Source organism: Streptococcus pyogenes (assembly GCF_002055535.1).
GTDB lineage: Bacteria > Bacillota > Bacilli > Lactobacillales > Streptococcaceae > Streptococcus > Streptococcus pyogenes.
In genome coordinates this window covers 1,833,514-1,856,754 of record NZ_LN831034.1, presented here as the reverse complement: position 1 = coordinate 1,856,754, position 23,241 = coordinate 1,833,514, and the positions used below count along the sequence as shown (strand labels likewise).

The following is a 23,241-nucleotide window of genomic DNA, read 5'->3' as shown; positions in this document are numbered from 1 at the left end:
AAAAACACAGGAGGTGTCATGTCAATTGACCAACGTTTACAGTTAAAGAAATTTTGCTTTATTATTTTAGGAGCTGCTATCTACGCCTTTGCTTTTGTTTATTTTTACATGGCTAATCGCATTGCAGCCAATGGTTTAGCTGGTCTCACCCTAGTTGGTAAGGCACTTTTTGAGATTGATCCTTCTTTGATAGGCTATTTGATTAATTTGCCTTTGGTCTTGCTGGGAGCTAGATGTTTTGGGAAAAGAGCCATGGTTTACACAGTAACGGGTATTTTATCACTTTACTTTTTTGTGTGGCTGTTTCAACGCTTTCCTTTGGTCGTTGACTTGGACCATGACAATTTAGTCGTTTCCTTGATGGCTGGAATTATTGGTGGTCTAGGTGGCGGTCTTGTGTTTCGCAATGGTGGAACCATCGGTGGAGCAGATATTATTGCTAAGTTATTAGAAGACAAGTTAGGACTACAGCTGAATCAAGCTCTTTTAGGCATTGATCTTTTTGTCATGATTGTCTCTTTGACTTATATTTCCCTGCCGCAAATGATGTATGCTCTGATTGCTAGCTTTATGTATGGTCAAATTGTTCGCTTGGTACAACAAGGTGGTTATTCAGCCCGTGGCATTTTTATCGTTTCAGAACAAGCGGAGAAAATTGCCCGGTTCATCATGGACGAATTGGGAAGAGGAGTTACTTATCTAACAGGTGAAGGAGCCTACTCTGGTCGCCGTAAAAAAGTGATTTATGTGGCTTTGGGGCGAAGAGATATTAGGGAATTAAAAGCTTTTTTAACTCAGGTTGATCCCAATGCCTTTATCACTTATTTTGATGTTAATGAAGTCAATAGCCCAGAATTTTTAACTATTAAAAGCAAATACCATAAAAAGAGAAAATAAATGAGCATTAGAGTTGCCTGCGAAGAATAGTGAGGATAAAGGATGGCACATCACGATAAATTGACTAAACTACTAAAACTGTTTTTGATTGCCCTAGGTGTAGCCATTTATACCTTCGGTTTTGTTAATTTTAACATGGCTAATGCTTTGGCTGAAGGTGGTGTGGCAGGAATAACCTTGATTTTACACGCGCATTTTGGGATTAATCCTGCTTACTCTTCTCTCTTATTTAATCTTCCACTTTTTATTTTAGGGGCAAAGATTTTTGGGAAGCGTTCTTTGGCTCTAACCATCTATGGAACAGTTCTGATGTCCGCTTTTATCTGGATGTGGCAAAAAGTTCCTATCGAACTTGGCTTGGAAAATGACATGATGTTGGTGGCTGTAGTGGCAGGTCTCTTTTCAGGGATTGGGAGTGGCATTGTTTTTCGCTATGGTGCAACCACAGGTGGAACGGATATTATTGGTCGCATTGCAGAAGAAAAATTTGGAGCTAAGCTAGGTCAAACTTTGCTTTTGGTGGATGCTCTTGTATTGACAGCTTCGTTGACTTATGTGGATTTAAAACACATGCTTTACACTTTGGTGGCAAGCTTTGTTTTTAGCCAAATGATTAGTGTGGTTCAAAATGGTGGTTACACTATCCGTGGAATGATTATTATTACCAAGCATTCAGAGGCTGCCGCTCAAGCTATCCTAACCGAAATCAATCGTGGAGTGACTTACTTGAAAGGTCAAGGAGCTTACTCTGGTAATGATTACAATATCATGTATGTGACCTTGAACCCAACTGAAGTTCGGGAAGTCAAACGTATTTTAGCTGGTTTGGATCCAGATGCCTTTATCTCCATTATTGATGTGGACGAAGTTATTAGCTCTGATTTTAAAATTCGCCGAAGAAATTATGATAAATAAAAATACAGGTCAAACAGCCTGTATTTTTATTTTGGTCCCCCACTTAAGAAACTACCAAGCATAATAGCTGATATAGCAGTTCCCTTGTAATGGCTAGCTTTTGTTTTTACCAAGCGACTAAGATCAAATATGCTTTTAGGAGCATCAAATTGATGTGTTAAGATGTATTGATTGATAAGTGAGTCAATTTTTGTAGCTAGGAGTGAGCTCATCCCCTCTTTTTCAAGTTGACTGGCGAGCTCGAAGATCGCTTGACGAAAATAATCATCTGCTTGTATTACTTGTTCGCTATAAACTTTACTAAGAGCATCTAATATTTCTTTTTCTGATGGCATGGCATTCTCCTGTAACATATTGTGCTATTATTATAATATAAAAAACTAAGACTGTCATAAATGTGACAGCCTTAGTAATGTTATTACTTACATTTCATTTGGTGCGTCAACACCGAGTAAGCGAAGCGCTTCTTTAAGAACAGTAGCAGTTGCATAGCAGAGAGCTAAGCGGTTATCACGTTCTGAGTTGTCGTCGAGAATGCGAGTGTGAGCATAATATTTGTTAAAGCTTTGGGCTAAGTTAATAGCAAATTTAGCCATAATAGAAGGCTCAAAGTTATCTGATGTTCGCTTGATAATGCGTGGGAAATCTTGGATAAGTTTGATAATTTCCCAGCTTTCAGCATCAGCTAAACTGTAAGTGGTGGTTGCAGATGGCGTAAAGTCAGCTTTACGTAGAATAGATTGGATACGAGCGTGAGCGTATTGAACATAAGGTCCAGTTTCTCCTTCAAAGGAAACCATGGCCTCAAGGTCAAAGTCATACCCATTCATACGATCTGTTTTGAGATCGTAAAACTTGATGGCACCGACACCAACAGCGTGTGCAACAGCTTCTTTGTCAGCAAGGTTTGGATTTTTCGCTTCAATTTGAGAAGCTGCACGGTTAATGGCTTCAGCAACCGTAGGTTCAAGAAGAATAACATTACCTTTACGTGTTGATAATTTAGCACCGCCTTTTGTGACAAGTCCAAAAGCAACGTGTGTCATATCATCTGACCAATCGTAACCCATTTCTTTTAGCACTGCTTTTAATTGTTTGAAGTGAGCAGCTTGCTCATTACCAACAACATAAACGGATTTAGCAAAGTCATAAGTGCGTTTACGGTAAAGTGCGGCAGCTAGGTCACGGGTAATGTAAAGAGTAGCGCCATCTGATTTTTTGATCAAGGCAGGGTGTTCAATACCATATTTTTCAAGATTAACAACTTGGGCACCTTTAGATTCTACAAGAAGGTTTTTAGCTTCTAATAAGTCAAGAACCTCATCCATTTTGTCATTATAGAAGGCCTCACCGTTGTAACTATCGAAGGTGACATGTAATTGGTCATAAAGTCGGTTGAACTCAAGTAAACTTTCATCACGGAACCATTGCCATAATTCAGTAGCTTCTTTGTCGCCATCTTCCAATTTACGGAACCATTCACGAGCTTCTTCATCAACGGTGGGATCAGTTTCAGCTTCAGCATTGATACGAACGTAAAGTTTTAAGAGTTCATCAATAGGATGTGCCTGAACAGCAGCTTCATCTCCCCATTTTTTGTAGGCAACAATGAGCATACCAAATTGTTTACCCCAGTCACCAAGGTGATTGATTTTTACAGGTTTATAGCCCATTTTGGCAAAAATGTGAGCGAGACTATCACCAATAACTGTTGAGCGGAGGTGACCGATTGAAAATGGCTTAGCGATGTTTGGGCTTGACATGTCAATAGCAACATTTCGCCCTTGACCTTCGTCTTGCTGAGCATAGTCTGAACCTGCTGTAATCACTTGTTCAAGGACCTGTGAGGAAATCTTAGCTTTATCAAGGAAAAAGTTGATGTAAGGGCCGACAGCTACGACTTTTTCAAATTGGCTCTCATCAATCTGTTCAGCTAACTCGCTAGCAATCATTTGAGGGGCTTTGCGAAGGACTTTTGCTAAGCTAAAAGCTGGAAAGGCAAGGTCTCCCATGTCAGAATTTTTTGGGGTTTCAAGCAAGTTAAAAATAGCATCTTGTTCTAATTCTGGAACAACTTTAGCTATTTCACTTGCGATTAGAGTTTTAGTATCCATACAGCGTCTCCTAAAAATTGTTTGTCACCCTATTCTAACATATTTCTTTAAAATAAACGAGGAGAGGATTGATAAATTATACTGAAACTTTCAAGGAAATGAATTGCTTGAGGTTGTTGTTTTTCTGAAAATGTTATAAAAAGAGAAATGAGGTTTCTTTTCAACAGTTTTCAAGTGAAATTCTAGTTGAATTTGATAAAAAATTGCTGAAAATAGCTGGGCGAAGATGAAATAATACACTTTTTTTGTTATAATTTGAGAGGATAATTATACAATTGGGGTGATATATCATGAATAAAATGGAGCGTCAACAGCAGATTAAGCGAATCATTCAAGCAGAGCATATTGGCACACAAGAAGATATTAAAAATCACCTTCAAAAAGAAGGCATTGTGGTCACCCAAGCAACTCTATCTCGGGACTTAAGAGAAATTGGCCTTTTGAAATTGAGAGATGAACAAGGCAAACTCTATTATAGTTTGTCTGAACCCGTTGCAACACCATTTAGTCCTGAGGTGCGTTTTTATGTTTTGAAAGTTGATCGAGCAGGTTTTATGCTGGTTCTCCATACCAATTTAGGAGAGGCTGATGTTCTAGCTAATTTGATTGACAATGATGCCATTGAAGATATTCTAGGAACCATTGCTGGTGCGGATACCTTGCTTGTGATTTGCAGAGACGAAGAGATTGCTAAACGCTTTGAAAAAGATTTGGCTGCAGGCCTATGACTAGCTATTAAGAGTCTTTGACACAATTGATTCTTGCTATCCATGAATTCTAGTATCGTTGCTTATAAAGAAGTGCAGCAATAGCTGTCTAAGCTCCATGATTTTAAAAAGTAAGCTTATCAGATGAAACGCTATCAACAAGATGCCCTGCTTTTCAAAAAAAATAGATAAAGAAAAGGCTGCGACAGTATCTGCAAGCAGGGCAAAAGAACTAGAAGATAGGCTCAGTCATCAGCCATTAATTGATGATTATCGAGAAAAGATGCAAGATGCAAGTGATGTGATTCAGTATATCACCAAACGTATAGAAGATCAGTTAAACAAGGAGTTAACAAATGGCAAAAACTAACATTTCTCCTGGAATGCAACAGTATCTGGACATCAAAAAAGATTATCCAGATGCTTTTTTGCTTTTTAGGATGGGTGACTTTTATGAATTATTTTACGAGGACGCTGTCAAAGCAGCACAACTCTTAGAAATTGGTTTGACCAGTCGCAACAAGAATGCGGAAAATCCAATTCCTATGGCAGGCGTGCCACATCATTCTGCCCAACAATACATTGATGTGTTAATTGAGTTGGGTTACAAGGTTGCTGTCGCAGAACAAATGGAAGACCCAAAGCAAGCTGTTGGGGTGGTGAAGCGTGAGGTCGTTCAAGTCATAACTCCTGGAACGGTTGTGGATTCAGCTAAGCCAGATAGCGCCAATAACTTTTTGGTAGCTGTTGACTTTGATGGTTGCCGTTATGGATTGGCTTATATGGATGTATCCACAGGTGAATTTTGCGTGACAGATTTGGCGGACTTTACGAGTGTTCGTAGCGAAATCCAAAACCTCAAGGCGAAAGAAGTCTTACTAGGTTTTGATTTATCTGAAGAAGAACAGACGATTTTGGTCAAGCAGATGAATTTGCTGCTTTCTTATGAAGAAACGGTCTATGAAGATAAATCTTTAATTGACGGCCAATTGACAACGGTAGAACTGACAGCGGCAGGAAAACTCTTGCAATACGTTCACAAAACACAAATGCGAGAACTCAGCCACTTGCAAGCATTGGTTCACTATGAGATCAAGGATTATTTGCAGATGTCGTATGCCACTAAGTCAAGTTTAGATTTGGTAGAAAATGCTAGGACTAATAAAAAACATGGAAGTCTCTATTGGCTGTTAGATGAAACCAAGACAGCTATGGGGATGAGGCTTTTGCGCTCATGGATTGATCGACCTTTGGTTTCTAAAGAAGCTATTTTAGAGCGTCAAGAAATTATTCAAGTTTTTCTGAATGCTTTTATTGAGCGAACCGATTTAAGCAATAGTTTAAAAGGTGTTTACGACATCGAACGCTTATCTAGTCGCGTGTCTTTTGGCAAGGCAAATCCGAAAGATTTACTTCAATTGGGGCATACCTTAGCTCAAGTGCCTTATATCAAAGCTATCTTAGAGTCTTTTGACAGTCCTTGTGTTGACAAACTTGTCAATGATATTGACAGTTTGCCTGAGTTGGAATACTTGATTAGAACAGCCATTGATCCAGATGCACCAGCAACTATTAGTGAAGGAAGTATTATCCGCAATGGTTTTGATGAGCGCTTGGACCATTATCGTAAAGTAATGCGAGAGGGGACAGGCTGGATTGCGGATATTGAGGCCAAAGAGCGTCAAGCAAGTGGCATTAATAACCTAAAAATTGATTACAATAAAAAAGATGGTTATTATTTTCACGTTACGAATTCAAATCTTAGCTTAGTTCCCGAGCATTTTTTCAGAAAGGCAACTTTAAAAAATTCTGAACGTTATGGAACAGCAGAATTGGCTAAGATTGAAGGTCAGATGTTAGAGGCTAGGGAAGAGTCATCTAGTTTAGAATACGATATTTTTATGTGTATTCGAGCTCAAGTTGAAACCTATATTAATCGTTTACAGAAACTGGCTAAAATTTTGGCAACGGTAGATGTTTTGCAAAGTTTAGCAGTCGTTGCTGAAACCAATCATTATATCCGGCCGCAGTTCAATGATAATCATGTGATTACAATTCAAGAAGGTCGTCACGCGGTTGTTGAAAAGGTTATGGGAGTGCAGGAATACATTCCCAATAGTATCTCTTTTGACCAACAGACCAGTATTCAGCTGATTACAGGTCCAAATATGAGTGGTAAGTCGACTTATATGAGACAGCTGGCCTTAACGGTTATCATGGCCCAGATGGGTTCATTTGTGGCTGCTGATCATGTTGATTTACCTTTATTTGATGCGATTTTTACGCGTATTGGGGCTGCTGATGATTTGATTTCTGGGCAATCAACCTTTATGGTGGAGATGATGGAAGCAAACCAAGCAATCAAACGCGCAAGTGACAACTCTCTTATTCTATTTGATGAACTGGGACGAGGCACGGCAACTTATGATGGTATGGCTTTAGCCCAGGCAATTATTGAATATATCCATGATAGAGTTGGTGCTAAGACCATATTTGCAACGCATTATCATGAATTGACAGACTTGTCAACTAAGTTGACAAGTCTAGTCAATGTTCATGTAGCAACGCTTGAAAAAGATGGCGATGTTACCTTCCTTCATAAGATTGCTGAGGGACCGGCGGATAAATCTTACGGTATTCATGTGGCAAAAATAGCAGGACTGCCAAAATCCCTATTAAAGAGAGCAGACGAAGTTCTGACCCGTTTAGAAACACAGTCACGATCTACTGAGATAATATCAGTCCCTTCACAAGTTGAGTCAAGCAGCGCTGTTAGACAGGGGCAATTATCCCTTTTTGGTGATGAAGAGAAAGCTCATGAGATTAGGCAAGCACTGGAAGTTATTGATGTCATGAACATGACCCCGCTTCAAGCAATGACAACTCTTTACGAATTGAAAAAGTTGTTATAGTCTTTCAGCTGAAAATGAAAAAGATGCTTTCTATATTGAAGGCATCTTTTTGTTCTGTCAAAAACGGTCCGAGGCCTTCGGCTATTTATTAAGTGTGTTATAATAGTCCATAAGAATGCGAGGAAATTATGACAAACATTATTGAATTACCGGAAGTTCTCGCCAACCAAATTGCAGCTGGTGAAGTTGTAGAAAGGCCAGCGAGTGTTGTCAAGGAATTGGTTGAGAATGCTATTGATGCTAAAAGTAGCCAGATTACCGTTGAAATTGAAGAGTCTGGCCTTAAGATGATACAGGTTACAGACAACGGTGAGGGAATGTCTCATGAAGATTTACCTTTAAGTCTGCGTCGCCACGCTACTAGTAAAATTAAGAGTCAGAGTGATTTGTTTAGAATTAGAACACTTGGCTTCCGTGGAGAGGCTTTACCGTCTGTTGCCTCTATCAGTAAAATCACGATAAAAACAGCAACAAAAGAAGTCACTCACGGTTCTCTTCTTATAGCTACTGGTGGGGAAATTGAGACACTTGAAGCGATCTCAACTCCTACTGGAACCAAAATTAAGGTTGAAAACCTTTTTTACAACACGCCTGCTCGTCTCAAATATATGAAAAGTTTACAGGCAGAATTAGCTCACATTGTAGATGTGGTCAACCGGTTGAGTTTGGCACATCCAGAAGTTGCTTTCACACTGATTAGTGATGGTCGCCAATTAACTCAGACATCAGGAACTGGCGATTTACGCCAAGCAATTGCAGGGATTTATGGTTTGAATACTACCAAAAAAATGCTGGCTATCTCTAATGCTGATTTGGATTTTGAAGTTTCCGGCTATGTTAGCTTGCCAGAGTTGACACGCGCCAACCGTAATTACATGACGATTTTGGTTAATGGGCGTTACATCAAGAATTTCTTGCTTAATCGAGCAATTCTTGATGGTTACGGTTCTAAGCTCATGGTTGGACGTTTCCCAATTGTTGTGATTGATATTCAGATTGATCCCTATTTGGCCGATGTCAATGTTCACCCCACAAAACAAGAGGTTCGTATTTCAAAAGAGCGTGAATTAATGGCTTTAATTAGCACGGCTATTTCAGAGAGTCTTAAGGAACAAGATTTGATTCCAGATGCTCTGGAAAATTTAGCCAAATCAAGCACACGACATTTCTCTAAACCAGAGCAAACACAACTTCCTTTACAGTCTAGGGGACTTTATTATGATCCTCAAAAGAATGACTTTTTTGTCAAAGAGTCGGCTGTCTCGGAAAAAATACCTGAAACTGATTTTTATTCCGGCGCTGTTGACAACAGTGTAAAGGTTGAAAAAGTAGAGCTGTTACCCCACTCAGAAGAAGTTATAGGACCTTCTTCGGTTAAACACGCAAGTCGTCCCCAGAATACCTTTACCGAGACTGATCATCCTAATCTTGACTTAAAAAACAGACAAAAGTTATCTCAAATGCTAACCCGTTTGGAAAATGAAGGGCAATCAGTGTTTCCCGAATTGGATTATTTTGGTCAGATGCACGGAACTTATCTCTTTGCTCAGGGAAAAGATGGTTTATTTATAATTGACCAACACGCTGCCCAGGAGCGGGTTAAATACGAATATTATCGTGATAAGATAGGTGAGGTTGACAGTAGTTTACAGCAATTGTTGGTGCCCTATTTGTTTGAGTTTTCTGGTTCTGATTTCATTAACTTACAGGAGAAAATGGCACTCTTAAATGAAGTTGGTATCTTCTTAGAAGTTTATGGGCACAATACTTTCATTTTGAGGGAGCATCCTATCTGGATGAAAGAAGAAGAGATTGCATCTGGTGTCTATGAAATGTGTGACATGTTACTTCTAACCAATGAGGTATCTATTAAAACTTACCGAGCAGAGTTAGCTATTATGATGAGTTGTAAACGATCTATCAAGGCAAATCATAGCTTGGATGATTATTCAGCAAGAAATCTGCTACTGCAATTGGCCCAATGTCAAAATCCTTATAACTGCCCTCATGGTAGACCCGTATTGATTAATTTTAGTAAGGCAGATATGGAAAAAATGTTCCGTCGAATTCAAGAAAATCACACTAGCCTGCGAGAGCTAGGAAAATATTAGAGAGGATGAGATGCAAGAGTTTTTAAACCTTCCTAAGCAGATTCAGCTGAGGCAACTGGTACGCTTTGTGACCATTACCTTAGGCAGTAGTATCTTTCCCTTTATGGCCATGTATTATACGACTTACTTTGGTACGTTTTGGACAGGCCTCTTAATGATGATTACCAGTTTGATGGGATTTGTTGGAACTTTATACGGTGGGCATCTGTCAGATGCTCTTGGTCGCAAAAAAGTCATTATGATTGGGTCAGTAGGAACAACACTAGGCTGGTTTCTGACTATTTTAGCTAATTTGCCTAATGCGGCTATTCCTTGGTTAACCTTTGCGGGTATTTTATTGGTAGAGATTGCTTCTAGTTTTTATGGTCCTGCCTATGAAGCTATGTTGATTGATTTGACTGATGAGAGTAATCGTCGATTTGTTTACACCATCAATTATTGGTTTATCAATATTGCCGTCATGTTTGGTGCAGGGCTATCTGGGCTTTTTTATGACCATCATTTTTTAGCCTTGTTAGTAGCCTTATTACTCGTCAATGTACTTTGTTTTGGCGTTGCTTACTACTGTTTTGATGAAACTAGACCAGAAACACACGCTTTTGACCATGGTAAAGGATTACTGGCGAGTTTTCAGAACTACCGTCAGGTGTTTCATGATCGTGCCTTTGTCTTGTTTACCTTAGGTGCCATCTTTTCTGGTAGTATCTGGATGCAGATGGATAACTATGTGCCAGTCCATTTGAAACTGTATTTTCAGCCAACGGCTGTGTTAGGTTTCCAAGTAACTAGTTCTAAAATGTTATCATTAATGGTTTTAACTAATACATTGCTGATTGTCCTTTTCATGACAGTAGTAAATAAATTAACGGAAAAATGGAAACTATTACCTCAGCTTGTGGTTGGTTCTTTACTATTTACTCTAGGGATGCTCTTGTCATTTACCTTTACGCAGTTCTATGCTATCTGGTTATCAGTTGTTTTGTTAACTTTTGGGGAAATGATAAATGTTTCTGCTAGTCAAGTCCTACGTGCTGATATGATGGATCATTCCCAAATAGGATCTTATACAGGTTTTGTGTCAATGGCACAACCCCTAGGTGCTATTTTGGCTAGTCTACTAGTATCTGTCAGCCATTTTACAGGTCCTTTAGGCGTGCAATGCTTATTTGCAGTCATTGCTTTGCTAGGGATTTATTTTACGGTTGTTTCTGCAAAAATGAAAAAGGTGTAATATGTACGATTATATTAAAGGTCAATTGACCAAAATTACGGCAAAATACATTGTCGTTGAAGCTAATGGATTGGGCTACATGATTAATGTTGCCAATCCTTATAGCTTTACAGATAGTGTCAACCAATTGGTAACCATTTATCTGCATCAAGTGATTCGTGAGGATGCTCACCTGTTGTTTGGGTTTCACACGGAAGATGAAAAAGATGTTTTTCTGAAATTAATTTCTGTATCAGGTATTGGTCCGACAACAGCTCTTGCTATTGTGGCAGTTGATGATAATGAGGGACTTGTGAATGCCATTGATAACAGTGACATTAAGTACCTAATGAAATTTCCTAAAATTGGTAAAAAAACAGCGCAGCAAATGGTTCTTGACTTAGCTGGCAAATTTGTGGAGGCTCCACAAGAGACTGGTCATACCAAAGCGCGCAGCAATAAAGCAGGCAATACTCAACTGGACGAAGCGATTGAAGCCCTCCTTGCTCTCGGTTATAAAGCAAAAGAGCTGAAAAAAATTCGTGCCTTCTTTGAGGGGACCTCTGAGACGGCAGAGCAATACATCAAATCAGCATTGAAACTGTTAATGAAAGGGTAGGTGTTTCACATGAAACGTTGCTCATGGGTTCCTAAGGATAACCAGCTTTACTGTGATTACCACGATTTAGAATGGGGTCAACCCCTGGATGATGATAGAGATTTTTTTGAATTGCTGTGCCTTGAAAGTTACCAGTCAGGCTTATCCTGGCTGACTGTTTTGAAAAAACGCCAAGCTTTCAGAACTGTTTTTCATCATTACGACATTGCATCGGTTGCAACCTTTACCTCGGAGGAAATGGCTGATGCTTTAGAGAATCCATCCATTATCCGCCACAAGCTAAAGCTAGCAGCAACTGTCAACAACGCTATCGCAGTACAGAAAATTCAAAAAGAGTTTGGTAGTTTTTCAACTTATCTCTGGAATTTTGTTGGGGGAAAGCCAATTAACAACCTTGTCAATCAAGAGAATCTTGTTCCTGCTCAAACAGAATTATCTATTCGCTTAGCTAAGGATTTAAAGAAAAGAGGATTTAAATTTTTAGGGCCTACAACGGTTTATTCTTTTATGCAAGCATCGGGTCTGGTAAATGACCATGAAGAGGCTTGTGTTTTCAATAGAATCTTCTAATTCTTCGTGAATTGGAAGATTTTTTGATAAAATGAGATCAGATTACGAATAGATAAGTAGGTGGGGAAATGAAAGCTGAACTGATTGCAGTAGGTACCGAAATTTTGACTGGTCAAATTGTGAATACCAATGCTCAATTTCTGTCGGAAAAAATGGCAGAGCTAGGTATTGATGTCTATTTTCAAACGGCTGTTGGGGACAACGAGGAGCGTTTACTTTCAGTGATTACAACTGCTAGTCAGCGTAGTAACTTGGTAATTTTATGTGGTGGCCTTGGTCCAACGAAAGATGATTTAACCAAACAAACTTTAGCAAAGTACCTTAGGAAAGACTTGGTTTATGATGAGCAAGCTTGTCAGAAACTAGATGACTTTTTTGCTAAGCGCAAGCCTTCATCACGGACACCAAATAATGAGCGACAGGCACAAGTGATTGAAGGGTCAATCCCTTTGCCAAATAAAACTGGTCTTGCGGTTGGTGGGTTCATCACAGTCGATGGTATTAGTTATGTTGTCTTACCGGGTCCTCCAAGTGAATTGAAGCCGATGGTAAATGAAGAATTGGTACCACTTCTGTCAAAACAATACAGTACATTGTATTCAAAGGTACTACGCTTTTTTGGTATTGGGGAAAGTCAGTTGGTAACAGTCTTGTCAGATTTTATTGAGAATCAAACTGATCCAACCATTGCTCCGTATGCTAAGACTGGCGAAGTGACTCTTCGCTTATCAACAAAAACTGAAAACCAAGCTCTGGCAGATAAAAAGTTAGGTCAGCTAGAAGCGCAGCTACTATCCCGAAAAACTCTTGAAGGTCAACCCTTAGCTGATGTCTTTTATGGCTATGGGGAGGATAATTCCTTAGCGCGTGAGACATTTGAGCTCTTAGTAAAATATGATAAGACAATTACAGCAGCAGAAAGTCTAACCGCGGGATTATTTCAGTCAACTTTGGCGAGTTTTCCAGGAGCTTCTCAAGTATTCAATGGAGGCTTTGTGACTTATAGCATGGAAGAAAAAGCGAAAATGCTAGGCCTTCCTTTAGAGGAGTTGAAATCGCATGGCGTTGTTAGTGCTTATACGGCCGAGGGGATGGCGGAGCAAGCAAGGTTATTGACTGGTGCTGATATTGGGGTAAGTTTAACAGGTGTTGCCGGACCAGATATGTTGGAGGAACAGCCTGCAGGTACAGTTTTCATTGGTCTTGCCACTCAAAATAAGGTAGAATCAATAAAGGTTTTGATTAGCGGGCGAAGTCGTTTGGATGTGCGCTATATCGCTACTTTACATGCTTTTAATATGGTCCGTAAAACTTTATTAAAACTTGAGAATTTGCTATAATGTTATTTAGTAGCTATAGTAGGATATGGTTTACAATTATGTAGATTAATCCTGCTGACGATGGTTTGTTAAAAAAGAGGAGAAAGTATTGGCAAAAAAATTAAAAAAGAATGAAGAAATCACTAAGAAGTTTGGTGACGAACGTCGCAAAGCCCTTGATGATGCTTTGAAAAATATTGAAAAAGATTTTGGTAAGGGTGCAGTGATGCGATTAGGAGAACGTGCAGAGCAAAAAGTTCAGGTTATGAGTTCAGGAAGTCTAGCTCTTGATATTGCGCTTGGAGCTGGTGGTTATCCTAAAGGACGTATCATCGAAATCTATGGTCCAGAGTCTTCCGGTAAAACGACTGTGGCTTTACATGCTGTAGCACAAGCTCAAAAAGAAGGTGGAATCGCAGCCTTTATCGATGCCGAGCATGCGCTTGATCCAGCTTATGCTGCTGCGCTTGGGGTTAATATTGATGAACTCCTCTTGTCTCAACCAGATTCTGGAGAACAAGGACTTGAAATTGCAGGTAAATTGATTGATTCTGGTGCGGTTGATCTGGTTGTTGTCGATTCAGTAGCAGCTTTAGTGCCACGTGCTGAAATTGATGGTGATATTGGCGATAGCCATGTCGGATTGCAAGCACGTATGATGAGTCAGGCCATGCGTAAATTATCAGCTTCTATTAATAAAACAAAAACTATCGCTATCTTTATTAACCAATTGCGTGAAAAAGTTGGTGTGATGTTTGGAAATCCTGAAACAACACCAGGTGGTCGAGCTTTGAAATTCTATGCTTCTGTTCGGCTGGATGTGCGTGGAACAACTCAAATTAAAGGAACTGGTGACCAAAAAGATAGCAGTATTGGTAAGGAGACCAAAATCAAGGTTGTTAAAAACAAGGTCGCTCCGCCATTTAAGGTAGCAGAAGTTGAAATCATGTATGGGGAAGGTATTTCTCGTACAGGGGAGCTTGTGAAAATTGCTTCTGATTTGGACATTATCCAAAAAGCAGGTGCTTGGTTCTCTTATAATGGTGAGAAGATTGGCCAAGGTTCTGAAAATGCTAAGCGTTATTTGGCCGATCACCCAGAATTGTTTGATGAAATCGACCTTAAAGTACGTGTTAAATTTGGTTTGCTTGAAGAAAGCGAAGAAGAATCTGCTATGGCAGTAGCATCAGAAGAAACCGATGATCTTGCTTTAGATTTAGATAATGGTATTGAAATTGAAGATTAAAAAGAGCCCTTCAGGGCTTTTTAAAATGTATTTTTAAAGGTTAGTAGGACTACTGTTCATAGGTGTGTGGGTGAATAGAAACCATCATTTAAAAAGATGTGAGAGAGCAGAACTTAGGTTAACTGATATAAAATTAAAATAACTAATAATTCAAGGGAATACAGGTGAAAAACCTTATTTTACAAAGATAATATCTTTAAAATTAAAAAAATAGGTCCAAAGACCTATATTTATAGATAAGAAACTGTGCTACAATAAAGCTATCACGAAATAGAAAGTGAGTCAGCAACATGATTAAAATTTACACGATTTCAAGTTGTACGAGCTGCAAGAAAGCCAAAACTTGGCTAAATGCCCATAAGCTTGCTTATAAAGAACAGAACTTAGGAAAAGAACCGCTAACTAAAGAAGAAATTTTAGCAATTTTATCAAAAACCGAAAATGGAGTGGAGAGCATTGTTTCATCTAAAAATCGTTATGCCAAAGCTCTCGATTGCGATATTGAAGAATTAAGTGTTAGTGAGGTTATTGATTTGATTCAAGATAACCCGCGCATCCTTAAAAGTCCCATTTTGATTGATGATAAACGTCTGCAAGTAGGCTACAAAGAAGACGATATTCGTGCTTTTTTACCTCGCTCTATTCGTAATATTGAAAATACTGAAGCACGATTACGTGCTGCACTCTAAAAGCTCTTGTAGAGCTTTTTTTAAATACCTTCTTCGCTTGAAATTCTTGTTTATTTAATAGAAATAAGCTATAATAAAGCATAGCACTTAATTTTAGAAAGAAGGTGTAAGTATGGGATTTACAGATGAAACAGTCCGCTTTAAGTTGGATGATGGCGACAAACGACAAATTAGTGAAACATTAACAGCAGTCTATCATTCACTTGATGAAAAGGGTTATAATCCAATTAATCAAATTGTTGGTTATGTCTTGAGTGGGGACCCAGCTTATGTTCCTCGTTATAATGATGCTCGAAATCAGATTCGTAAATATGAACGTGATGAAATTGTAGAAGAACTTGTTCGCTACTATTTACAAGGAAATGGAATTGATGTTAAATGAGAATAATGGGACTTGATGTTGGCTCGAAAACGGTTGGTGTAGCTATTAGTGATCCTCTTGGCTTTACAGCCCAAGGACTTGAAATTATCAAGATTGATGAGGAAAAAGCAGAATTTGGCTTTACACGTTTAGAAGAGCTTGTTAAGCAGTACCAAGTTGAACAGTTTGTTATTGGATTGCCAAAAAATATGAATAACACCAATGGTCCACGTGTTGATGCAAGTATAACTTATGGAAACCACATAGAGCACCTCTTTGGACTTCCAGTCCATTATCAAGATGAACGATTGACGACTGTTGAGGCAAAGCGTATGCTTATTGAGCAAGCTGACATTAGTCGTGGTAAGCGAAAAAAAGTCATTGATAAATTAGCTGCACAACTCATTTTACAGAACTATTTAAATCGGAATTTTTAAGGAGATAAAAAATGACACATAATCATGAAAATGACCACCAACACGAAGTTATCACACTTGTGGATGAACAAGGAAATGAAACCTTGTTTGAAATTTTATTAACAATTGATGGTCGTGAAGAGTTTGGTAAAAATTATGTTCTCTTGGTTCCAGCGGGATCTGAAGAAGATGAGTCTGGTGAAATTGAAATCCAAGCCTATTCATTTACTGAAAATGAAGATGGTACTGAAGGGGATTTACAACCGATTCCTGAGGATTCAGATGCTGAATGGGATATGATTGAAGAGGTATTTAATAGTTTTCTAGATGAGAACTAAATTGTTAGTGACACTATGTTAAAAAGTAGCCGTGAGGGCTATTTTTTTAATGTTATTTTCGAATAAATAAGCAGGAGGTGATAATGATAAAAGAATTAAATGATAAATTTATTAATAATTATAAGGCTAAACCTTTGCATATATTTAGAGAATTATTACAGTATGTGAAAATATATCAGAAATTGACTAAATAAAAGATTCTGTTATACTTGTTTTATAATATTCTTTGACGATAATATCATTTTTCAACTTACTTTGTTTATGTACTGTCACTTTGCTATGTGCAATACAAAGTCATGTTATTTATCTCATACTAAAAAATAATGGATAATAGCTATGTTAGACTAGTGATATGAAGAAATATTGCTTTTATTGAATCGTTAGAGAATATGATATTTCAAGGAGAAAAATAGTGATCGAGTTAAACGATGAATTCATCCGAAAAGAGACGATAGAACTGGCCAACGATGGCCCACGAGTACACACCACTCAATATGAAACTAAAGTACCTCGGCTTCATAAATGCTATCTGCTTTTCTTTAGCATTATTATCAGTTCTTTAACAATTGCAGTACCTTTTTTAACAGATGCAGCCAATGGTCTTCAGTCCCAAAACTTATATATAGGAATGATGTTAACGAAGGGGCAACTTCCCTATAGTGCTGCTTTTACAACAGGAGGGCTCTTTTACTTTGTTATCATTGCATTAAGTTATTATTTGGGATCGACACTTTGGCTAGTCTTTGTTCAGGTGTTTTGTTTTTACTTATCTGGTTTATATCTTTATAAACTCATTAATTATATGACAGGCTTTCAAAAAGTGGCTTTAACTTTTTCAATTAGCTACTATTTATTATCTGTTAGTCTTGGTTTTGGGGGATTGTATCCTACTCAACTGGCTATGCCATTTATATTAATATCGGCTTGGTTTTTAACTAAGTATTTTGCCTGTTTAGTGAAAGATGAGGCATTTATTCTTTTTGGCTTTGTAGGTGCTCTTGCAATGCTAATTGACCCGAGTACCCTTATCTTTTGGTCTTTTGCTTGTGTGACAGTTTTTTCTTATAATATAAGCCAAAAGCATCTTGCAAGAGGTTTTTATCAACTGCTAGCTTCGATTTTTGGAATGATTTTAGTTTTTTACACAGCAGGATATTTCATTTTGAACTTACAAGTGCTAAATCCTTATTTATCACAAACGATGATTTATCCTTTTACTTTTTTTAAATCAGGAAACTTATCGTTGCTTTTTGGACTGGCTATTCAGTTGTTCTTCGCTTTGGGGCTTGGTCTTTTGACGGGAATGGAGAATGTCATTAGGCGATTTAAAAACAATTCTGATAGGGTCGTCAAGTGGCTATTTGTCATGGTCATTCTAGAATCTATACTTGTGGCTATATTTTCACAAGACTATCGCCCCTATCATCTTTTACCTCTTTTACCTTTTGGATTAATTTTGACTGCTATTCCTGTTGGCTATCAGTATGGTATAGGATTAGGTCAGAGTAGTCATCGCAGACGTCATGGTAAAAATGGTGTTGGTCGAGTAATGATGATTTATCTTAAGAGACACTTTTATTTGCCAATTTTAATTGTAGGGACAATACTAATCTGTTCTACTTATTGTTTCATTAGTAGTATTCCTCTTAATCAGGAGCGTGATCATATTGCTAGTTATTTAGAACAGAAACTAAATAAAACTCAATCTATTTATGTTTGGGATGATACTTCTAAAATTTATTTGGACAGTAAAGCTAAATCTGTTTCTCAATTTAGTTCTCCTGACATCAATACGCAAAAAGAGAGTCATCGAAAAATATTAGAAGATGAATTATTAGAAAATAAGGCTGCTTATATCGTTGTTAATCGCTATAAAAACCTGCCTAAAATCATTCAAAAAGTATTATCTACTAATTACAAAGTAGATAAACAGATAACGACAAAAAGTTTTATTGTTTATCAGAAAAAGTAATTTAATATCAATATATTGTGTTCGAGCAAAAAACTTGACACAATATATTGATTTTTTTAGTTGTCGTGATATAATAGTTCCGTAAGGAGATTTGATATGGTAAGTTTAGAAGAAGACAAGGTGACTGTTCAACCTGATATTAAAGTGATTAAACGAGATGGTCGCCTTGTTAATTTTGATAGTACAAAAATCTATAGTGCTTTATTAAAAGCAAGCATGAAAGTAACTCGGATGTCGCCACTTGTTGAGGCTAAATTAGAGGCTATTTCTGATCGCATTATAGCAGAAATTATTGAGCGTTTTCCAACTAATATCAAAATTTATGAAATCCAAAATATTGTAGAGCATAAGCTTCTTGCAGCTAATGAATATGCTATTGCAAAAGAATACATTAATTATCGTACTCAGCGTGACTTTGCACGTTCACAAGCAACAGATATCAATTTTTCTATTGATAAATTAATTAATAAAGATCAAACAGTTGTTAATGAAAATGCTAACAAAGATAGCGATGTTTTTAATACTCAACGAGATTTAACTGCTGGAATCGTAGGGAAATCGATTGGTTTAAAAATGTTACCTTCGCATGTTGCTAATGCTCATCAAAAAGGAGATATCCATTACCATGATTTGGATTACAGTCCTTATACACCGATGACGAACTGCTGTTTAATTGACTTTAAGGGCATGTTAGCCAATGGCTTTAAAATTGGTAATGCTGAAGTGGAAAGTCCCAAGTCTATTCAAACTGCAACAGCTCAGATCTCACAGATTATTGCGAATGTAGCATCAAGTCAGTACGGCGGATGCACAGCTGATCGCATTGACGAGTTTTTAGCCCCATATGCGGAGCTTAACTTTAAAAAACATATGGCTGATGCTAAGAAATGGATCGTTGAGACTAAGAGAGAAAGCTATGCTTTTGAAAAGACTCAAAAAGATATTTATGATGCGATGCAGTCTTTGGAGTATGAAATTAATACGCTCTTTACGTCTAATGGTCAAACACCATTTACTTCTTTAGGATTTGGTTTGGGGACGTCTTGGTTTGAACGTGAGATTCAAAAAGCTATTTTGACCATTCGGATTAATGGTCTTGGTAGTGAACATCGCACGGCTATTTTCCCTAAATTAATTTTCACGGTTAAACGTGGCTTGAATTTAGAACCAGATTCACCAAACTATGATATTAAGACTTTGGCTTTAGAATGTGCGACTAAGCGGATGTACCCGGATATGTTATCTTATGATAAAATTATTGATTTGACAGGATCTTTCAAATCTCCAATGGGATGCCGCTCTTTCCTTCAAGGCTGGAAAGATGAAAATGGGCAAGATGTGACCTCAGGCCGTATGAATCTTGGGGTTGTCACCCTCAATTTACCTCGCATTGCCATGGAATCAAATGGCGATATGGATAAGTTTTGGGAGCTGTTTAATGAGAGGATGCTAATTAGTAAGGATGCTTTAATTTATCGTGTCGAACGTGTCACAGAAGCAAAACCAGCAAATGCTCCTATTCTTTATCAATATGGTGCTTTTGGAAAGCGTTTGGAGAAGACAGGGAATGTAAATGATCTCTTTAAGAATCGTCGTGCAACAGTCTCTCTTGGCTATATTGGTCTTTATGAAGTGGCGTCTGTTTTTTATGGTGGTCAATGGGAAGGTAATCCAGATGCTAAAGCTTTTACCTTGTCAATTGTCAAGGCAATGAAACAGGCCTGTGAGGATTGGTCAGATGAATATGGTTATCATTTCTCTGTTTATTCGACTCCATCAGAAAGTTTGACAGATCGCTTTTGTCGTTTAGATACGGAAAAATTTGGCATTGTGACAGATATTACGGATAAAGAATACTATACAAATTCTTTTCACTATGATGTGCGTAAGAGTCCGACACCTTTTGAAAAATTAGATTTTGAAAAAGATTATCCAGAAGCAGGTGCTTCAGGTGGTTTTATCCACTACTGTGAGTATCCTGTTTTGCAACAAAATCCAAAGGCCTTGGAAGCGGTTTGGGACTATGCTTATGATCGTGTGGGGTATTTGGGAACCAATACGCCTATTGATAAATGCTATAATTGCCAATTTGAAGGCGATTTTACCCCAACAGAACGTGGTTTTACTTGCCCAAACTGTGGCAATAATGACCCTAAAACAGTTGATGTGGTCAAACGTACATGTGGTTACTTGGGGAATCCTCAGGCCCGCCCAATGGTTAACGGTCGCCATAAGGAAATCTCTGCGCGTGTAAAACATATGAATGGTTCTACTATAAAATACCCAGGCCTATAAACTCAAGCTGGGGGAGAGCCCTTTTGATGGAAATATGATATGCTTAAAAGGTTGCTTCATGCAAGCAATCTTTTATTGTTTAATGGTTTCTTAGCAATTGTGAGATAAGAATAACTAATCCAAAATGACTAATTAGCTGTTAGCAATCGGACTATAAGAAGAAAGAGATAAGGAAGAAATAATGGGAAAATATCAATTAGACTATAAAGGAATGCAGCAGGTAGAACGCTTTCATGAGAAGCATTCTAAAAAAAAGACGGATAAAAAATCCCGCGTTCAAGAACTTAAGGCTCGGTTTTTAGAGAAGTCAAAAAAACAGGATAACTAAAGTATCCAGTAAAGAAAGAAGGTTGAGTATGCTTAATATTGGGATTGTGGGACTAGGTGCTATTTCACAAAAAGCCTATTTACCATATATGAGACAGCTGAGTGACATTACTTGGCATCTATCAACGCGGAATGCAGCAGTACGTCAGCAGGTCGGTCAGTTATTTGGTCACGCTATTCTTTACAGTGATGTCAAGGAGTTGTCAAAAACAAACTTAGATGGGGTCTTTATTCATGCGGCCACATCGGCCCACGCAGAGTTGGCTAGTTTATTTTTAAATCAGGGGATCCCAGTCTTTATGGATAAACCTATAGCTGACAATTACCTGATGACAAAGAACCTCTATGACTTAGCCAAAGAAAATCAGACTTTTCTGATGGCAGGATTTAACAGGCGTTTTACACCTCGTGTCAAGAAGTTGTCAAGTTTGTCAACTAAGCGTAAAGTGGCTGTTGAAAAAAATGACTTGAACCGGCCAGGAGATATGACTTTTAAGCTCTTTGATTTCTTTATCCATCCTTTAGATACAGCCTTATTCTTGACAGAAGGGACCTTACTAAAAGGGCATTTTCAATATCATCTGGAAGCAGGCTTACTGAGTCAAGTTATGGTAACCTTGATGACCGAAAGCATGACGACTACAGCTTCTATGAATTTACAATCAGGGAGTCGCCGTGAGGTAATGGAAGTTCAACGGGCTGAAGAAACTTATCATTTAGAGAACTTAGACGAGTTATCTATTTATAAAGGTACTGAAAAAAGGGTGCTTGGCTTTGCTTCTTGGGACACTACCTTGCACAAAAGAGGTTTTGAAACAATGATCGATGCCTTTTTAGAAGCTATTAGCACAGGCGTCAATCCTGTCAGCCCTGAGTCTAGTCTTTTAAGCCACTGGATTTGTCAACAGATTGCTGACTCTCAGCTTTCTTATGGAGAGTTAACGGTAGAGTTGCCTAAGGATTAGGAATTGATATGGAAATAAGACGACCGACTTTAAAAGATAAAGACGCTGTATTGTCAATGATTAACGAATTTTTAGAGCAGAAAAGTGCTACAGATGGGTTATGGCATTTTAACGTCAATGACTTTAACTATGAAACATGGTTGGAAGATTCCTTGCGACAGGAAATGGGTTTGTCCAGTCAAGGAGTGCCTGCTATTCAATACGTCGCATTTGATGAGAGAAGTCAGGCTATCGGGTTCTTAAATCTTCGTTTACGGTTAAATGAGAGATTACTTGAAAAAGGTGGGCATATTGGTTACTCTGTCCGTCCCAGCCAGCGTGGGAAAGGTTATGCCAAGGAGATGCTTAAACAAGCTGTCAGCTATGCGATTTCCAAGAATATCACGACAATTTTGGTAACTTGTGATGAGACTAATGTTGCAAGCCGAGCAGTTATTGTGGCTAACGGCGGTATCTTGGAAGATAGTCGAGGTGGAACGGAACGTTATTGGATTGAAGAACAAAGAGGCGATAAGTGATGGCAGAAAAGTGTTGGAATAATCCTAAGCCAAAGGAATGGCAGGCAGAGGAGTTAAGTCAAGGCCGGATTATTGACTATAAGGCTTTTAACTTTGTTGATGGTGAAGGGGTTCGTAATTCCCTTTATGTGTCTGGTTGTTTATTCCATTGCAAGGGGTGTTATAATGCTGCGACTTGGTCTTTTAAGGCGGGAATGCCTTATACGCAAGAACTTGAAGAGCAGATAATGACGGATTTGGCACAGCCTTATGTTCAGGGACTGACACTTTTAGGTGGAGAACCCTTTTTGAATACGGGTATCTTAATTCCTCTGATTAAGCGTATTCGGCGTGAATTGCCAGAAAAAGATATTTGGTCTTGGACGGGTTATACTTGGGAAGAAATGATGCTTGAAACACCAGACAAACTGGAAATGCTGTCCTTAATTGATATTCTGGTAGATGGTCGTTTTGATATCACAAAAAAGAACCTCATGTTGCAATTTAGAGGCTCTTCTAACCAGCGAATTATCGATGTTCAAAAGTCTTTGGCTGCTAAAGAAGTGATTATCTGGGATAAGTTAAACGATGGGGACCAAACCTTTGAACAAATTAGTCGGGAGGATTTGCTTTAAGAAGCTGACTTATCCACATGATTTTTTTGAAAAGGTCATGTGAAAACAGGTCCTTTAAGGGTGAATTGGGGAGAAAGTAATTGTTATTCCCTGGTTTTCCCCACATTATCCTCATAGTTATCCACA

Annotated in this window: 23 protein-coding genes; 21 read left to right on the top strand and 2 right to left on the bottom strand. The window is 38.2% G+C overall.

The annotated features are described in order from the left end of the window. Positions 1–18: 18 nt before the first annotated feature. A complete protein-coding gene (locus B6D67_RS09740; protein WP_002991372.1) occupies positions 19–897 on the top strand; it encodes a YitT family protein in 879 nt (292 codons plus the stop codon). 42 nt (positions 898–939) lie between these two features. After that, positions 940–1,812 (top strand): YitT family protein, encoded by an 873-nt coding sequence (locus B6D67_RS09735; protein WP_002982164.1) that lies wholly within the window; start codon positions 940–942, stop codon positions 1,810–1,812. A gap of 26 nt (positions 1,813–1,838) precedes the next feature. On the opposite strand, the gene B6D67_RS09730 is transcribed toward B6D67_RS09735, so the two are convergent. Together B6D67_RS09730 and argS are read right to left on the bottom strand one after the other, a co-directional pair. Then, the gene (locus tag B6D67_RS09730) at positions 1,839–2,147 is read right to left on the bottom strand and encodes a bacteriocin immunity protein (protein WP_002991370.1); all 309 of its coding nucleotides are present in this window, start codon (positions 2,145–2,147) and stop codon (positions 1,839–1,841) included. 87 nt (positions 2,148–2,234) lie between these two features. Continuing rightward, positions 2,235–3,926 (bottom strand): arginine--tRNA ligase, encoded by a 1,692-nt coding sequence (gene argS, locus B6D67_RS09725; protein WP_002991367.1) that lies wholly within the window; start codon positions 3,924–3,926, stop codon positions 2,235–2,237. Between the two features lie 290 nt (positions 3,927–4,216). Between argS and argR the strand changes: the two genes are divergently transcribed. The 19 genes from argR (at position 4,217) to nrdG (ending at position 23,115) form a co-directional block, all read left to right on the top strand. Beyond that, a complete protein-coding gene (gene argR / locus B6D67_RS09720; RefSeq protein ID WP_002982171.1) occupies positions 4,217–4,654 on the top strand; it encodes an arginine repressor in 438 nt (145 codons plus the stop codon). A gap of 142 nt (positions 4,655–4,796) precedes the next feature. Further along, positions 4,797–5,003, top strand: a complete 207-nt coding sequence (locus B6D67_RS10620) for a YlbF family regulator (protein WP_010922774.1) — start codon at positions 4,797–4,799, stop codon at positions 5,001–5,003. Next, complete coding sequence (gene mutS / locus B6D67_RS09710) at positions 4,990–7,545, top strand: DNA mismatch repair protein MutS (protein ID WP_029714114.1); 2,556 nt, start codon at positions 4,990–4,992, stop codon at positions 7,543–7,545. The genes B6D67_RS10620 and mutS overlap by 14 nt, the downstream gene beginning before the upstream one ends. A 128-nt stretch (positions 7,546–7,673) precedes the next feature. Continuing rightward, complete coding sequence (gene mutL / locus B6D67_RS09705; protein ID WP_010922757.1) at positions 7,674–9,656, top strand: DNA mismatch repair endonuclease MutL; 1,983 nt, start codon at positions 7,674–7,676, stop codon at positions 9,654–9,656. Between the two features lie 10 nt (positions 9,657–9,666). Further along, positions 9,667–10,887 (top strand): MDR family MFS transporter, encoded by a 1,221-nt coding sequence (locus B6D67_RS09700; protein WP_010922756.1) that lies wholly within the window; start codon positions 9,667–9,669, stop codon positions 10,885–10,887. A gap of 1 nt (position 10,888) precedes the next feature. Beyond that, a complete protein-coding gene (ruvA, locus tag B6D67_RS09695) occupies positions 10,889–11,485 on the top strand; it encodes a Holliday junction branch migration protein RuvA (RefSeq protein ID WP_002992186.1) in 597 nt (198 codons plus the stop codon). Positions 11,486–11,494: 9 nt separating this feature from the next. Beyond that, positions 11,495–12,055, top strand: a complete 561-nt coding sequence (locus B6D67_RS09690) for a DNA-3-methyladenine glycosylase I (protein WP_010922755.1) — start codon at positions 11,495–11,497, stop codon at positions 12,053–12,055. Positions 12,056–12,123: 68 nt separating this feature from the next. Next, positions 12,124–13,395: a competence/damage-inducible protein A gene (locus tag B6D67_RS09685; RefSeq protein WP_010922754.1), complete on the top strand. Its 1,272-nt coding sequence runs from the start codon at positions 12,124–12,126 to the stop codon at positions 13,393–13,395. An 88-nt stretch (positions 13,396–13,483) separates the two neighbouring features. Further along, on the top strand, positions 13,484–14,620 hold the full coding sequence (gene recA, locus B6D67_RS09680) for a recombinase RecA (protein WP_010922753.1): 1,137 nt from the start codon (positions 13,484–13,486) through the stop codon (positions 14,618–14,620). 290 nt (positions 14,621–14,910) lie between these two features. Then, entirely contained in the window at positions 14,911–15,309 is a 399-nt protein-coding gene (spx, locus tag B6D67_RS09675) for a transcriptional regulator Spx (RefSeq protein WP_002982188.1), read from the top strand. Between the two features lie 112 nt (positions 15,310–15,421). Then, complete coding sequence (locus tag B6D67_RS09670) at positions 15,422–15,691, top strand: IreB family regulatory phosphoprotein (protein WP_002982194.1); 270 nt, start codon at positions 15,422–15,424, stop codon at positions 15,689–15,691. After that, positions 15,688–16,107, top strand: coding sequence for a Holliday junction resolvase RuvX (ruvX, locus tag B6D67_RS09665; protein WP_010922752.1), 420 nt, complete (start codon positions 15,688–15,690; stop codon positions 16,105–16,107). The genes B6D67_RS09670 and ruvX overlap by 4 nt, the downstream gene beginning before the upstream one ends. 11 nt (positions 16,108–16,118) lie before the next feature. After that, the gene (locus B6D67_RS09660; protein WP_002982199.1) at positions 16,119–16,424 is read left to right on the top strand and encodes a DUF1292 domain-containing protein; all 306 of its coding nucleotides are present in this window, start codon (positions 16,119–16,121) and stop codon (positions 16,422–16,424) included. A 412-nt stretch (positions 16,425–16,836) separates the two neighbouring features. Further along, entirely contained in the window at positions 16,837–18,396 is a 1,560-nt protein-coding gene (locus B6D67_RS09655; protein WP_010922751.1) for a glycosyltransferase family protein, read from the top strand. 96 nt (positions 18,397–18,492) lie between these two features. After that, positions 18,493–20,691 carry an anaerobic ribonucleoside-triphosphate reductase gene (gene nrdD, locus B6D67_RS09650; RefSeq protein ID WP_002992831.1) on the top strand — a complete coding sequence of 733 codons (2,199 nt, stop codon included), beginning with the start codon at positions 18,493–18,495 and terminating at the stop codon, positions 20,689–20,691. 181 nt (positions 20,692–20,872) lie between these two features. Then, positions 20,873–21,019, top strand: a complete 147-nt coding sequence (locus tag B6D67_RS10295; protein ID WP_002982210.1) for a hypothetical protein — start codon at positions 20,873–20,875, stop codon at positions 21,017–21,019. 28 nt (positions 21,020–21,047) lie between these two features. After that, a complete protein-coding gene (locus tag B6D67_RS09645; protein ID WP_010922750.1) occupies positions 21,048–21,983 on the top strand; it encodes a Gfo/Idh/MocA family protein in 936 nt (311 codons plus the stop codon). A gap of 8 nt (positions 21,984–21,991) precedes the next feature. After that, positions 21,992–22,501: a GNAT family N-acetyltransferase gene (locus tag B6D67_RS09640; protein WP_011018311.1), complete on the top strand. Its 510-nt coding sequence runs from the start codon at positions 21,992–21,994 to the stop codon at positions 22,499–22,501. Further along, positions 22,501–23,115: an anaerobic ribonucleoside-triphosphate reductase activating protein gene (nrdG, locus tag B6D67_RS09635; protein WP_002982219.1), complete on the top strand. Its 615-nt coding sequence runs from the start codon at positions 22,501–22,503 to the stop codon at positions 23,113–23,115. The genes B6D67_RS09640 and nrdG overlap by 1 nt, the downstream gene beginning before the upstream one ends. The last annotated feature ends 126 nt before the right edge of the window (positions 23,116–23,241 follow it).

Excerpts from the sequence above, each read along its gene's own strand:
- argS (WP_002991367.1), bottom strand. The coding sequence starts at position 3,926 with ATGGATACTAAAACTCTAATCGCAAGTGAAATAGCTAAAGTTGTTCCA.
- ruvX (WP_010922752.1), top strand. The coding sequence starts at position 15,688 with ATGAGAATAATGGGACTTGATGTTGGCTCGAAAACGGTTGGTGTAGCT.
- nrdD (WP_002992831.1), top strand. The coding sequence starts at position 18,493 with ATGGTAAGTTTAGAAGAAGACAAGGTGACTGTTCAACCTGATATTAAA.
- mutS (WP_029714114.1), top strand. The coding sequence starts at position 4,990 with ATGGCAAAAACTAACATTTCTCCTGGAATGCAACAGTATCTGGACATC.
- B6D67_RS09640 (WP_011018311.1), top strand. The coding sequence starts at position 21,992 with ATGGAAATAAGACGACCGACTTTAAAAGATAAAGACGCTGTATTGTCA.
- B6D67_RS09660 (WP_002982199.1), top strand. The coding sequence starts at position 16,119 with ATGACACATAATCATGAAAATGACCACCAACACGAAGTTATCACACTT.
- argR (WP_002982171.1), top strand. The coding sequence starts at position 4,217 with ATGAATAAAATGGAGCGTCAACAGCAGATTAAGCGAATCATTCAAGCA.
- B6D67_RS09735 (WP_002982164.1), top strand. The coding sequence starts at position 940 with ATGGCACATCACGATAAATTGACTAAACTACTAAAACTGTTTTTGATT.
- ruvA (WP_002992186.1), top strand. The coding sequence starts at position 10,889 with ATGTACGATTATATTAAAGGTCAATTGACCAAAATTACGGCAAAATAC.
- B6D67_RS09740 (WP_002991372.1), top strand. The coding sequence starts at position 19 with ATGTCAATTGACCAACGTTTACAGTTAAAGAAATTTTGCTTTATTATT.
- B6D67_RS09700 (WP_010922756.1), top strand. The coding sequence starts at position 9,667 with ATGCAAGAGTTTTTAAACCTTCCTAAGCAGATTCAGCTGAGGCAACTG.
- mutL (WP_010922757.1), top strand. The coding sequence starts at position 7,674 with ATGACAAACATTATTGAATTACCGGAAGTTCTCGCCAACCAAATTGCA.
- B6D67_RS09670 (WP_002982194.1), top strand. The coding sequence starts at position 15,422 with ATGGGATTTACAGATGAAACAGTCCGCTTTAAGTTGGATGATGGCGAC.
- B6D67_RS10620 (WP_010922774.1), top strand. The coding sequence starts at position 4,797 with ATGCCCTGCTTTTCAAAAAAAATAGATAAAGAAAAGGCTGCGACAGTA.
- B6D67_RS09730 (WP_002991370.1), bottom strand. The coding sequence starts at position 2,147 with ATGCCATCAGAAAAAGAAATATTAGATGCTCTTAGTAAAGTTTATAGC.
- B6D67_RS10295 (WP_002982210.1), top strand. The coding sequence starts at position 20,873 with ATGGGAAAATATCAATTAGACTATAAAGGAATGCAGCAGGTAGAACGC.
- B6D67_RS09685 (WP_010922754.1), top strand. The coding sequence starts at position 12,124 with ATGAAAGCTGAACTGATTGCAGTAGGTACCGAAATTTTGACTGGTCAA.
- spx (WP_002982188.1), top strand. The coding sequence starts at position 14,911 with ATGATTAAAATTTACACGATTTCAAGTTGTACGAGCTGCAAGAAAGCC.
- B6D67_RS09645 (WP_010922750.1), top strand. The coding sequence starts at position 21,048 with ATGCTTAATATTGGGATTGTGGGACTAGGTGCTATTTCACAAAAAGCC.
- nrdG (WP_002982219.1), top strand. The coding sequence starts at position 22,501 with ATGGCAGAAAAGTGTTGGAATAATCCTAAGCCAAAGGAATGGCAGGCA.
- B6D67_RS09690 (WP_010922755.1), top strand. The coding sequence starts at position 11,495 with ATGAAACGTTGCTCATGGGTTCCTAAGGATAACCAGCTTTACTGTGAT.